The sequence below is a fragment of the Streptomyces lavendulae subsp. lavendulae genome, from assembly GCF_002803845.1.
Taxonomy (GTDB): domain Bacteria; phylum Actinomycetota; class Actinomycetes; order Streptomycetales; family Streptomycetaceae; genus Streptomyces; species Streptomyces lavendulae.
This window is the reverse complement of sequence record NZ_CP024985.1, coordinates 2,136,242-2,148,691: the sequence shown is the minus strand read 5'-3', so window position 1 is coordinate 2,148,691 and position 12,450 is coordinate 2,136,242. Positions and strand designations below refer to the sequence as shown.

At 70.5% G+C, this 12,450-nt stretch carries 10 protein-coding genes; all 10 read left to right on the top strand.

The window, feature by feature from the left end; translation table 11 throughout:
• The first annotated feature begins 38 nt into the window (after positions 1–38).
• The 10 genes from SLAV_RS09045 to SLAV_RS09000 all read left to right on the top strand — a co-directional run bounded on the left by SLAV_RS09045 (position 39) and on the right by SLAV_RS09000 (position 12,338).
• The gene (locus SLAV_RS09045; RefSeq protein WP_100660831.1) at positions 39–878 is read left to right on the top strand and encodes a class I SAM-dependent methyltransferase; all 840 of its coding nucleotides are present in this window, start codon (positions 39–41) and stop codon (positions 876–878) included.
• A complete protein-coding gene (locus SLAV_RS09040) occupies positions 875–1,921 on the top strand; it encodes a class I SAM-dependent methyltransferase (protein WP_100660830.1) in 1,047 nt (348 codons plus the stop codon). The genes SLAV_RS09045 and SLAV_RS09040 overlap by 4 nt, the downstream gene beginning before the upstream one ends.
• A gap of 63 nt (positions 1,922–1,984) precedes the next feature.
• On the top strand, positions 1,985–2,878 hold the full coding sequence (locus tag SLAV_RS09035) for a diiron oxygenase (RefSeq protein WP_100660829.1): 894 nt from the start codon (positions 1,985–1,987) through the stop codon (positions 2,876–2,878).
• Between the two features lie 33 nt (positions 2,879–2,911).
• Positions 2,912–3,772 carry a class-II aminoacyl-tRNA synthetase family protein gene (locus SLAV_RS09030; RefSeq protein WP_100660828.1) on the top strand — a complete coding sequence of 287 codons (861 nt, stop codon included), beginning with the start codon at positions 2,912–2,914 and terminating at the stop codon, positions 3,770–3,772.
• A gap of 1 nt (position 3,773) precedes the next feature.
• The gene (locus SLAV_RS09025; RefSeq protein WP_100660827.1) at positions 3,774–4,580 is read left to right on the top strand and encodes a 4'-phosphopantetheinyl transferase superfamily protein; all 807 of its coding nucleotides are present in this window, start codon (positions 3,774–3,776) and stop codon (positions 4,578–4,580) included.
• Positions 4,577–5,785 carry a methionine adenosyltransferase gene (gene metK, locus SLAV_RS09020; protein ID WP_100660826.1) on the top strand — a complete coding sequence of 403 codons (1,209 nt, stop codon included), beginning with the start codon at positions 4,577–4,579 and terminating at the stop codon, positions 5,783–5,785. Before SLAV_RS09025 ends, metK begins: the two co-directional genes overlap by 4 nt.
• A gap of 1 nt (position 5,786) precedes the next feature.
• The gene (locus tag SLAV_RS09015) at positions 5,787–6,770 is read left to right on the top strand and encodes a carbohydrate kinase family protein (RefSeq protein ID WP_030242398.1); all 984 of its coding nucleotides are present in this window, start codon (positions 5,787–5,789) and stop codon (positions 6,768–6,770) included.
• Complete coding sequence (gene metH, locus SLAV_RS09010) at positions 6,767–10,222, top strand: methionine synthase (protein ID WP_100660825.1); 3,456 nt, start codon at positions 6,767–6,769, stop codon at positions 10,220–10,222. Before SLAV_RS09015 ends, metH begins: the two co-directional genes overlap by 4 nt.
• 35 nt (positions 10,223–10,257) lie before the next feature.
• Positions 10,258–11,664 carry an adenosylhomocysteinase gene (ahcY, locus tag SLAV_RS09005; RefSeq protein WP_100660824.1) on the top strand — a complete coding sequence of 469 codons (1,407 nt, stop codon included), beginning with the start codon at positions 10,258–10,260 and terminating at the stop codon, positions 11,662–11,664.
• A 5-nt stretch (positions 11,665–11,669) separates the two neighbouring features.
• On the top strand, positions 11,670–12,338 hold the full coding sequence (locus SLAV_RS09000; RefSeq protein ID WP_030237743.1) for a maleylpyruvate isomerase family mycothiol-dependent enzyme: 669 nt from the start codon (positions 11,670–11,672) through the stop codon (positions 12,336–12,338).
• Positions 12,339–12,450: the final 112 nt, after the last annotated feature.

The following is a 12,450-nucleotide window of genomic DNA, read 5'->3' as shown; positions in this document are numbered from 1 at the left end:
CACCCCCACCCGTCCACCGAAGTGAAGGGAGACCTCCCGTGGAGGCCGTATCCCGCACCGCCCAGTGGACCGCCGCAGCGCGGGCCCTGGAGACCGACCGCGAGGACCGGCTGTTCGCCGATCCGTACGCGCGCACCGTCGCCGACGGCATCGGCTTCGAACTGCTGGAGCGCTACGCCGGCGCCGGAACCGTGCCGTTCCTCGCCATCCGCACCACCTACCTCGACCGGGCGATCGTCCGCGCCGTCGAGGACCACGGCATCCGCCAGGTCGTGTTCCTCGCCGCCGGCATGGACACCCGCTTCTACCGGCTCCCCTGGCCCGACGGCGTCACCGTCTACGAACTCGACCGCCCCGCCCTCCTGGAGGCCAAGGCGCAGATGCTCGCCGGGGAACCGGACCCGGCCGGACGCACCCGCGTCACCGTCCCCGTCGACCTCACCCAGGACTGGACGGGCCCGCTCCAGGACGCCGGATGGCGCCGCGAGGAGCCGGTCCTGTGGGTCGTCGAGGGACTCCTCTTCTTCCTTCCCGAGCAGGCCGTACGCCACCTGATCACCACCCTCGCCGGACACTCCGCGCCCGGCTCCGTCCTGCTCGGCGACGTCATCAGCAGGTCCGCGCTGGACAACCCGCTGTCCCGGCCCTTCCTGAACTGCCTCAAGGAGGACGGGAACCCGTGGCTGTTCGGCACCGAGACCCCCGAGCAGCTCCTCGCCGAATGCGGCTGGGACGTACGGGAGGTCCGCCAGCCGGGCGAGGCGGGCGCCGACTTCGGCCGCTGGCCCTACCCCGTCCCCGCGCGCGCCGTCCCGCGCGTGCCCCGTTCCTTCCTGTTCACCTGTGACCTCCCGACCGCAGAGGTGAGAGCGGCATGACCGGCACCCACGACTTCCACCAGCGCGTCATCGGCGACGCCGGCGCCGCCGTCCGCGGCCTCACCGTCGCCCTCGGCGAACGCCTCGGCCTCTACCGGGCCCTCGCCGGGACCGGCCCGCTCACCCCGGCCGCCCTCGCCGCCCGCGCCGGCGTCCACCCCCGCTACGCCGAGGAGTGGCTGCACGCCCAGCTGAGCGCCGGGTACGTCGAGCGCGACCCGGAGACGGACGCGTACGCGCTGCCCGCCGACCACGCCTCCGTCCTCGCCGACCCGGACGCCGTCACCTACGCCGCCGGGTTCTTCACCGCCCTCAAGGCGCTCTACGCCACCGAGGACCTGCTCGTCGACGCCTACCGCAGCGGCGAGGGCGTGGGCTGGGCCGAGCACGACCCGGCCCTGGACACCGGCATGGGCAGCTTCTTCCAGCCCACCTACGAGCACAGGCTCGTCCCCGACTGGCTGCCCGCCCTCACCGGGGTCACCGACCGGCTCGCCGCCGGCGGCACCGTCGCCGACGTGGGCTGCGGCGTCGGCCACACCACCCTGCTGATCGCGAAGGCCTTCCCGCGGGCGACCGTCCACGGCTTCGACTACTCCGAAGAGGCCATCTCCCTCGCCCGCCGCCTCGCCGAGGAGGCCGGACTCTCCGACCGCGTCGTCTTCGAGGTCGCCGCCGCCGACGACTACCCCGGCTCCGGCTACGACCTCGTCACCTTCTTCAACGCCCTGCACGACATGGGCGACCCGGTCGCCGCCGCCCGGCACGTCCACAAGTCCCTGGACGCGGACGGCACCTGGATGCTCGTCGAGTCGAACGTGTCGCCCGCCGACATCGACACCCAGACCCCCGCCGCCCGCATGTTCATGGCCCTGTCCGCCGTGATGTGCCTGCCCGTCGCCGTCGCCCAGCGCGGCCCCCACGCCCTCGGCAACCACTCCGGCGAGCAGGCCTTCCGGGCCATCGCCGAAGAGGCCGGATTCACCCGCTGGCGCCGCGCCACCGAGACCCCCGTCAACGCGGTCTACGAGGTCCGGCCGTAGGGGACCCGCGGCCGCCCCGGGGGCCCGGCGCCCCGCCCCACCACCACACCGAGGAGAGTCACCATGGGCGTCAGCGCCCCCCTGCCGGTCACCGACCGGTTCCTGGAGGTCCTGGAGCGGCTGAGCTCCCGCTCCATCGAGGAGTACTACAACCCCTACCAGCAGTTCCAGTGGCCCGAGAAGCTCGAAGAGGGCCGGATGTGGATGACCCCCGAGCTGCTCACCGTCTACGGGACCCCGTTCTACGACGAGCTCGGGGAGGACACCCTCCAGCGCCTCTCCAAGTGGGAGAGCATCAACTTCTACAGCCTCAACGTGCACGGCATCCGCGAACTGCTCATCGAGGTGGTCGGCCGGATCCACATGCCCGGCTTCGAAGTCCCCTCCGACTTCTTCCACCACTTCATCGGTGAGGAGAACGAGCACATGTGGTTCTTCGCCGAGTTCTGCCGACGCTACGGCGACAAGATCTACGGCTCCACCGCCCTGCGCGCCGACTCCGCCTGGGAGCCGGAGGTCGAGAACTTCCTCGTCTTCGCCCGCATCCTCTTCTTCGAGGAACTCGTCGACCACTACAACACCCGGATGGCGCGCGACGAATCGCTGTGCCACACCATCCGCGAGGTCAACCGCATCCACCACCAGGACGAGTCCCGGCACATCGCCTTCGGCCGCGAACTGGTGTCCCTGCTCTTCACCCGGATGTGCGAGGCCGTCCCCGCCGCCCGGATCGCCGAGGTCGAGGCCTACCTCAAGCGGTACGTGGTCTACAGCGTCAACTCCCTCTACAACCCCCACGTCTACCGCGACGCCGGCATCGCCGACCCGCTGGGCCTGCGCAACGCGCTCGTCGCCGACGAACGCCGCCGCCCCTTCGAGCGCAAGACCATCCGCAAACCCCTCGGCTTCTTCCTGAAGACCGGGATCTTCTCGGACGACGTCCTGCCCGTCGTCTGAGAGGGCCGACCGCCGTCCGAGAGGTGACCCCCCATGACCGTCACGACCACCGCGAGTGCCCGGGACACGAAGGGCCTGCCGTCCCTGGGCCCCGAGGGAACCGCCCTGCTGAGACTGCTCGACGACACCTTCGAGCACTGGGGCGTGCGCGCGGGCGCCCGTCCGATGACCATGCCCCCGCTGCTTCCGGCCGCCGACCTGGCCCGGCTCGACTACTACGACAACTTCCCCCACCAGGCCGTCGTCGCGGCCCCGCTGAACCTGGAGGTCCGGGAGAGCAGCGAGTTCTGTACCGACACCGGCTGCTTCCCGTGCGACGCGCTGGAGCCCGCCGCCCTCGGACTCCCCTCGGCATCCTGCTACGCCGTCTACATCGACCACCAGGGCCGCCCGGCCGCCGACGACGAACTCGTCACCGTGGTCGGCTGGTGCTTCCGCAAGGAGGAGCGCTACGAAGGCCTGCGCCGCCAGCTCGGCTTCCGGATGCGGGAGATCGTCGCCATCGGCACCCGGGAACACGCCGAGGCGCACCTGGCCTCCTTCACCGCGCGGATCAACTCCTTCGCCGAGGCCCTGGACCTGCCGCTGCGCCGCGAGGCCGCCTGCGACCCGTTCTTCGACAAGGGCAGTTCCAAGGCCGTCCTGCAGCGCCTGACCCCGGTCAAGCACGAGTTCCTGTACGAGGACCTCGCGATCGCCTCCGTCAACACCCACCGCAACTTCTTCGGCGACCGGTGCGACATCCCCCTCGCCTCCGGCGGGGGACCGGCGTTCACCAGCTGCGTCGCCTTCGGACTGGAGCGCTGGCTGTCCGCGCTCACCCGGCGCCACGGCAGCTGGGGAGCGGCGACCGCGGCGGTCCTGAAGGCGAACGCGGCCGGGCCGGCGATCTGACGTGCAGACCCGACCCGTCGCCCCGCCGGCGGGCGGCCTGGGCTGGGCGAACCTCGGCATGGACATCGTGTCCGTCACCCGTGTCCGCCGGCTCCTCACCCTCTACGGCGAGGACTTCTTCCGGCGCATGCTCACCCCCGGCGAACTCGCCGACTGCCGCACCTCCGCCAGGCTCGACGTCCTGGGCCTGTGCGGGCGGATCGCCGCCAAAGAGGCGGCGTTCAAGACCCTCCGCGTCCGGGCCGTGTTCCTGCCCTGGCTGGACATCGTCGTGCGCCGCTCCGAGGGCGGCTGGCCGCTCGTGGAACTCCGCGGCCCGGCCGCGGCGATGGCCGCCGAGTCCGGCATCGCCGCCATCGCCGTGACCATCAGCCACGACGTGGACTACGCGGTCGCGGTCGCCGCCCCGGTGCTGGAACCCGGCCCGCCGGAAGGACCCGTACATCCCGCACACCCCGAAGAACCCGCTCAGCCCGCTCAGCCCGCTCCGGCCGCCGCCCACGACTGCGCATCCGCGGCCGGCGCCCCCACCGCACACCACACCCCAAGGAGACACCCCATGTCCGACGGTCTGCAGCTCGTGAAGAACTGGCTCCTCGCCCGCCACGAGGAGCTCGACGACATCGCCCCCGACCTGGACCTCATCGAGAACCGGCTCATCGACTCGCTGTCCTTCGTCGAATTCGTCTTCCTGCTGGAACAGCACAGCGGACGCTCCATCCAGATGGAGACCCTGGAGGTCGACGAGATCCGCACCCTCGCCGCCATCGAGACCCACTTCTTCGCGGCCCGGGCGGTGCAGGCATGAGCAAGCGGCTGTTCACCTCGGAGTCCGTGACCGAAGGACATCCCGACAAGATCGCCGACCGGATCAGCGACACCGTCCTCGACGCGCTGCTGCGCGAGGACCCGGCCTCCCGCGTGGCCGTCGAGACGCTCATCACCACCGGCCAGGTCCACATCGCGGGCGAGGTCACGACGACGGCGTACGCGCCGATCGCCGAACTCGTGCGCGGCGCCGTCCTCGACATCGGCTACGACTCTTCCAAGAAGGGCTTCGACGGTGCCTCCTGCGGCGTGTCGGTGTCCATCGGCGGGCAGTCGTCCGACATCGCGCAGGGCGTGGACACGGCGTACGAGCAGCGCGTCGAGGGCGAGGGCGACGAACTCGACAAGCAGGGCGCCGGCGACCAGGGCCTGATGTTCGGCTACGCCTGCGACGAGACCCCCGAGCTGATGCCGCTGCCCATCCACCTCGCGCACCGGCTCTCCCGCCGCCTGACCCAGGTCCGCAAGGAAGGCGTCATTCCCTACCTGCGGCCCGACGGCAAGACCCAGGTCACCATCGAGTACGACGGCGACCAGCCCGTCCGCCTCGACACCGTCGTGGTCTCCTCGCAGCACGCCGCCGACATCGACCTGGACTCGCTGCTCACCCCGGACATCCGCGAGTTCGTCGTGGAACACGTGCTGGCGCAGCTCGTCGAGGACGGCATCAAGCTGGACACCGAGGGCTACCGCCTGCTGGTCAACCCGACCGGCCGCTTCGAGATCGGTGGCCCGATGGGCGACGCCGGCCTCACCGGCCGCAAGATCATCATCGACACCTACGGCGGCATGGCCCGCCACGGCGGCGGCGCCTTCTCCGGCAAGGACCCCTCCAAGGTCGACCGCAGCGCCGCCTACGCCATGCGCTGGGTCGCCAAGAACGTCGTCGCCGCCGGCCTCGCCGCACGCTGCGAGGTCCAGGTCGCGTACGCCATCGGCAAGGCCGAACCCGTAGGCCTCTTCGTCGAGACCTTCGGCACGGGCGCCCTCCCCGACGAGCGCATCCAGGAGGCCATCGGCGAGGTCTTCGACCTGCGCCCGGCCGCGATCATCCGCGACCTCGACCTCCTGCGCCCGATCTACGCCCAGACCGCCGCCTACGGCCACTTCGGCCGCGAGCTGCCGGACTTCACCTGGGAACGCACCGACCGCGTCCACGCGCTCCGCAAGGCCGCCGGGGTCTGACATGCGCATCGCTGTCACGGGATCCATCGCGACCGATCACCTGCTGACCTTCCCCGGCCGGTTCACCGAACAGCTGCTGGCGGACCGGCTGGACCGGGTCTCCCTGTCGTTCCTCGCCGACGGACTGGAAGTGCGGCGGGGCGGAGTGGCGGCGAACATCGCGTTCGGCCTGGGCGTGCTGGGACTGCACCCCCTGCTGGTGGGCGCCGTGGGAGCGGACTTCGAACCGTACCGGGTGTGGCTGAAGGACCACGGCGTGGACACCGGCTCCGTCCGCGTGAGCGACACCCGCCACACCGCCCGGTTCGTCTGCACCACGGACGCCGACCAGAACCAGATCGCCACCTTCTACGCGGGCGCCATGGCCGAGGCCCGTGAGATGGACCTCGGGGAGGTCGTCGCCCGCAGCGGTCGTCCCGACCTGGTGCTGATCTCACCGGACGACCCCGGGGCCATGCTCCGCCACACCCACACCTGCCGCGCCCTGGGAATCCCCTTCGCCTCCGACCCCTCGCAGCAGCTGGCCCGGCTGACCCGGGAGGAGGTGCGGGACCTGATCGACGGCGCCCACCGGCTGTTCACCAACGAGTACGAGTCCGCCCTGCTGTGCGAGCGTTCCGGCTTCACCGAGGAGGAGGTCCTGAGCCGGGTCGGCTCCTGGATCACCACCCACGGCGAAGCCGGCGTCCGGATCCGCGCCGCGGACCGCGAGCCGCTGACCGTACCCGCCGTACCGGTAGCTGAGGTGGTCGACCCCACCGGCGTCGGCGACGCCTTCCGGGCCGGCTTCCTCGCCGGAACGGCGTGGGGCGTCCCCGAGCGGTACGCGGCCCAACTGGGCTGCGCCGTCGCCGCGGCCGTACTCGGCCACACCGGTACCCAGGAGTACCACCTGTCCCGGGAACCCCTGCTCGCCGCACTGCGGTCCGCGTACGGCCCGGAGAGCGCGACGGAACTGGCCGCACACCTGAGGGGGCTGAGATGAGACGGTCACTGCGCGCGGAGCTCGCGACCCGCGTGGTCGTCGCGGACGGCGCCATGGGCACGATGCTGCAGGCCGCCGACCCCACGCTGGACGACTTCCTCGGGCTGGAGGGCTGCAACGAGATCCTCAACCTCACGCGCCCCGACATCGTCCGGTCCGTGCACGACGCGTACTTCGCGGTGGGCGTGGACTGCGTCGAGACGAACACCTTCGGCACGAACCTGGCCGCCCTCGCCGAGTACGGGGTGGAGGAACAGGTCTACGAGCTCGCCGAGGCCGGCGCCCGGATCGCCCGCCAGTCGGCGGACGCCTTCACGGCGGGCGACGGCCGACCCCGCTGGGTGCTGGGCTCCATGGGCCCCGGCACCAAACTCCCCACCCTCGGGCACGTGGGGTACGAGCCCCTGCGCGAGGCCTACCAGCAGAACGCGGAGGGCCTGATCCGCGGCGGCGCGGACGCCCTCCTGGTGGAGACCACCCAGGACCTGCTCCAGACCAAGGCGGCCGTCATCGGCGCCCGCCGCGCCCTGGACTGGTGCGGGATGCAGGACCTGCCCCTGATCGTGCAGGTGACGGTGGAAGCGACCGGCACGATGCTCCTGGGTTCGGAGATCGGCGCGGCGCTGACGGCGTTGGAGCCGCTGGGGATCGACATGATCGGTCTGAACTGCGCGACCGGCCCCGCGGAGATGAGTGAGCACCTGCGCTACCTGGCGCGCAACGCCCGTATCCCGCTGTCCTGCATGCCGAACGCGGGTCTGCCGGTGCTGACGAAGCAGGGTGCGCACTATCCGCTGTCGGCTCCTGAGCTGGCGGATGCGCAGGAGACGTTCGTGCGTGAGTACGGTCTGTCCCTGGTCGGCGGCTGCTGTGGCACCACTCCGGAGCATCTGCGGCAGGTGGTGGAGCGGGTGCGTGGCACGGCCGTCACCGCGCGCAGCCCGCAGCCCGAGCCGGGTGCCGCTTCGCTGTATCAGACGGTGCCGTTCCGGCAGGACACCTCGTACATGGCGATCGGTGAGCGGACGAACGCGAACGGGTCGAAGAAGTTCCGTGAGGCGATGCTGGAGGCGCGCTGGGACGACTGTGTGGAGATGGCCCGGGACCAGATCCGTGAGGGCGCGCACATGCTCGACCTGTGTGTGGACTACGTCGGGCGTGACGGTGTCGCGGACATGCAGGAGCTCGCCGGGCGTTTCGCGACCGCCTCGACGCTGCCGATCGTGCTGGACTCCACCGAGGTTCCGGTGATCCAGGCCGGTCTGGAGAAGCTGGGCGGGCGTGCGGTCATCAACTCGGTCAACTACGAGGACGGTGACGGGCCCGAGTCCCGCTTCGCGAAGGTCACGCAGCTGGCGCGGGAGCACGGTGCCGCGCTGATCGCGCTGACCATCGACGAGGAGGGCCAGGCCCGCACGGTCGGGCACAAGGTCGCCATCGCCGAGCGTCTCATCGCCGACCTGACGGGGAACTGGGGGATCCGCGAGTCGGACATCCTCATCGACACGCTCACGTTCACGATCTGCACGGGGCAGGAGGAGTCCCGCAAGGACGGCATCGCGACGATCGAGTCGATCCGTGAGCTCAAGCGCCGCCACCCCGACGTGCAGACCACCCTCGGTCTGTCGAACATCTCCTTCGGCCTGAACCCGGCCGCGCGTGTCCTGCTGAACTCCGTGTTCCTCGACGAGTGCGTGAAGGCGGGTCTGGATTCGGCGATCGTGCACGCGTCGAAGATCCTGCCGATCGCCCGGTTCGACGAGGAACAGGTCACCACCGCCCTGGATCTGATCTACGACCGCCGTGAGGGCGACTACGACCCGCTGCAGAAGCTGATGGCCCTCTTCGAGGGCGTCAACACCAAGTCCCTGAAGGCCGGCCGCGCCGAGGAACTCCTCGCCCTGCCGCTGGATGAACGCCTCCAGCGCCGCATCATCGACGGCGAGAAGAACGGCCTGGAGGCCGACCTCGACGAAGCCCTGCGGACACGCCCCGCCCTGGACATCGTCAACGACACCCTCCTGGAAGGCATGAAGGTCGTCGGCGAGCTGTTCGGCTCCGGCCAGATGCAGCTGCCCTTCGTCCTGCAGTCGGCGGAGGTGATGAAGACGGCCGTCGCCTACCTCGAACCGCACATGGAGAAGACGGACGACGAGGGCAAGGGCACGATCGTGCTGGCCACCGTCCGCGGGGACGTCCACGACATCGGGAAGAACCTCGTCGACATCATCCTGACGAACAACGGCTACAACGTCGTCAACATCGGGATCAAGCAGCCGGTCTCCGCGATCCTGGAAGCCGCCCAGGAACACAAGGCCGACGTGATCGGCATGTCGGGTCTCCTGGTCAAGTCCACCGTGATCATGAAGGAGAACCTGGAGGAGCTCAACCAGCGCAAGCTGGCCGCGGACTACCCCGTCATCCTCGGCGGCGCCGCCCTCACCCGCGCCTACGTCGAACAGGACCTCCACGAGATCTACGAAGGCGAAGTCCGCTACGCACGCGACGCCTTCGAAGGCCTCCGCCTCATGGACACCCTCATGGGCATCAAACGCGGCGTCCCCGGCGTGGCGCTGCCACCCCTCAAGCAGCGCCGGGTGGCCCCGCGCAGCGCCCTGCTCGACGTACGCGAACCGGAAGCGGCCGGCCGTTCCGACGTGGCCGTCGACAACCCGGTGCCCGAGCCGCCGTTCCTCGGCACCCGGGTCGTCAAGGGCATCCAGCTGAAGGAGTACGCGGACTGGCTCGACGAGCAGGCGCTCTTCAAGGGCCAGTGGGGCATCAAGTCGCCCGAGTCGATCGCGGTCGAGGGCCGCCCCCGGCTGCGCGGATGGCTGGACCGCCTGCACACGGACCGGCTGCTCGAAGCGGCCGTGGTCCACGGCTACTTCCCCTGCGTCTCCAAGGGCGACGACCTGATCATCCTCGACGAGGACGGGAGCGAGCGGACCCGCTTCACCTTCCCCCGCCAGAGCCGCGGCCGCCACCTCTGCCTCTCGGACTACTTCCGCCCCGAGGACTCCGGCGAGACCGACGTGGTCGCCCTCCAGGTCGTGACCGTGGGCAGTCGCATCGGCCGGGAGACGGCCCGCCTCTTCGCCGCCGACGCCTACCGCGACTACATGGAGCTGCACGGCCTGTCCGTCCAGCTCGCCGAGGCCCTGGCCGAGTACTGGCACGCCCGCGTCCGTACCGAACTGGGCATCGACGGGTCCGACCCGGCCTCGGTCGACGGCATGTTCCGCACCGAGTACCAGGGCTGCCGCTACTCCCTCGGCTACCCAGCCTGCCCCGAACTCGCCGACCGGGCGAAGATCGCCGAGCTGCTCCGGCCGGAGCGGATCGGCGTCCACCTCTCGGAGGAGTTCCAGCTCGACCCCGAGCAGTCCACGGATGCTCTGGTCATCCACCACCCCGAAGCCAATTACTTCAACGCGGGAGGCCGTAGATGACCTCCGACGCCGGACACCTTCAAGGAGCGCACCGCATGACCGCCGCATTCCCGGATTTCAAGGTCGCCGATCTTTCCCTCGCCGCTTTCGGCCGCAAGGAGATCACCCTGGCCGAGCACGAGATGCCGGGTCTGATGTCGATCCGCCGCGAGTACGCCGAGGCGCGGCCGCTGGCCGGCGCGCGGATCACCGGTTCGCTCCACATGACCGTGCAGACCGCCGTGCTGATCGAGACCCTCGTCGCCCTCGGCGCGGAGGTGCGGTGGGTGTCGTGCAACATCTACTCGACGCAGGACCACGCGGCCGCGGCGATCGCGGCGGCCGGGATCTCGGTCTTCGCCTGGAAGGGCGAGACGCTGGAGGAGTACTGGTGGTGCACGGAGCAGGCGCTGACCTGGCCCGGTCACGCCGGTCCGAACATGATCCTGGACGACGGCGGTGACGCGACCCTGCTGGTCCACAAGGGCGTCGAGTACCAGAAGGCCGGCGCGGTCCCGGACCCGTCCACCGCCGACAACGAGGAGATGGCCCTGGTCCTGGGCCTGCTGGCGAAGACCGGCATCGACTGGACGGCCCTGGCCTCCGGGATCCGCGGCGTCACCGAGGAGACCACCACCGGTGTCCACCGCCTCTACGAGATGCACCAGGCCGGCACCCTCCTCTTCCCCGCGATCAACGTGAACGACGCCGTCACCAAGTCGAAGTTCGACAACAAGTACGGCTGCCGCCACTCCCTCATCGACGGCATCAACCGTGCCACCGACGTCCTGATCGGCGGCAAGGTCGCCGTCGTCTGCGGCTACGGCGACGTCGGCAAGGGCAGCGCCGAATCCCTCCGAGGCCAGGGCGCCCGTGTGATCGTCACCGAGATCGACCCGATCTGCGCCCTCCAGGCGGCCATGGACGGCTACCAGGTCGCCACCCTCGACGACGTCGTGGAGATCGCGGACATCTTCATCACCACCACCGGCAACAAGGACATCATCATGGCCGCCGACATGGCCAGGATGAAGCACCAGGCCATCGTCGGGAACATCGGCCACTTCGACAACGAGATCGACATGGCCGGCCTGGCCAAGGTCGAGGGCATCGTCAAGGACGAGGTCAAGCCCCAGGTCCACACCTGGACCTTCCCCGACGGCAAGGTCCTCATCGTCCTCTCCGAAGGCCGCCTCCTCAACCTCGGCAACGCCACCGGCCACCCGTCGTTCGTGATGTCGAACTCCTTCGCCGACCAGACCCTGGCCCAGATCGAGCTCTTCACCAAGCCCTCGGAGTACCCGACCGACGTCTACGTCCTGCCCAAGCACCTCGACGAGAAGGTCGCCCGCCTCCACCTCGACGCGCTGAGCGTCAAACTCACCACCCTGCGCCCCGAACAGGCCGCCTACATCGGCGTCGACGCCGAAGGCCCGTACAAGCCCGACCACTACCGCTACTGACGGCCATGGACAGCGTCGACGAAGCAGTACGTGACCCCTGGCTCCCGGACCTGCTCCTGCGCACCGAACGGGACGCCCTGCTCCCGCTCCTGCGCCGTGCGCCCGAAGCCGCGTACGGGCTGCGGACCGCCTGCCCGGGGTGGACGGTCCGGGACGTCCTCGCCCACTGCGCGGCGGCCCTCGTACGCATCGTGGAGGGCCGGCTGGAGGAGGGCGTCTTCCTCCCCGCCGCCAACGCCGCCGATGTGGCGGAGCGGGCGCACCGGCCGGTGGCCCGGATCCTGGACGAGCTGGAACGCGGGCTCACGGAAGCCGGACCGGCCATCGCCGCGGGCGACGGCACGCTGGACGCGGTGGCCCTGGGGGAGTGGATCCACGCGGGCGACGTCCGTGACGCGTGGGGGGAACCGGGGGCGTACGGCGGCGACGGACTTTCCCTCGCCCTGCCCCTGCTCCGCACCGCCAGCCGCAAGCGGGACACGCCCCGGCTCGTCGCGGGTCTCGACGGCCACGCGGGCCCCGTGTTCCTGGGCAACGAGGTGCCCGGCCGTCCCGCCGCCCGCTTCGACGGCGAGGCAACGACGCTGATCCGCCTCTACTCGGGCCGCCCGCTGGTCGCCACGCGTTACGCGCTGGTGGGCGCGACCGAGGCGGAGCTGCTCATCTACCGGTGAGGACCGGGGCGGGCCATCGGGCGGCCGTCCAGCTCGGTCAGCGGATTGCCGTCGACGATGATGAGGTCGGCGCGCTTCGGGATGCGTGAATCCGAGTGCGGCGAAGAATTCG

Bases quoted from the DNA above. Each gene is read 5' to 3' on its own strand.
- SLAV_RS09040 (WP_100660830.1), top strand. From the start codon at position 875: ATGACCGGCACCCACGACTTCCACCAGCGCGTCATCGGCGACGCCGGC.
- SLAV_RS09035 (WP_100660829.1), top strand. From the start codon at position 1,985: ATGGGCGTCAGCGCCCCCCTGCCGGTCACCGACCGGTTCCTGGAGGTC.
- SLAV_RS09030 (WP_100660828.1), top strand. From the start codon at position 2,912: ATGACCGTCACGACCACCGCGAGTGCCCGGGACACGAAGGGCCTGCCG.
- metK (WP_100660826.1), top strand. From the start codon at position 4,577: ATGAGCAAGCGGCTGTTCACCTCGGAGTCCGTGACCGAAGGACATCCC.
- SLAV_RS09015 (WP_030242398.1), top strand. From the start codon at position 5,787: ATGCGCATCGCTGTCACGGGATCCATCGCGACCGATCACCTGCTGACC.
- metH (WP_100660825.1), top strand. From the start codon at position 6,767: ATGAGACGGTCACTGCGCGCGGAGCTCGCGACCCGCGTGGTCGTCGCG.
- ahcY (WP_100660824.1), top strand. From the start codon at position 10,258: ATGACCGCCGCATTCCCGGATTTCAAGGTCGCCGATCTTTCCCTCGCC.
- SLAV_RS09000 (WP_030237743.1), top strand. From the start codon at position 11,670: ATGGACAGCGTCGACGAAGCAGTACGTGACCCCTGGCTCCCGGACCTG.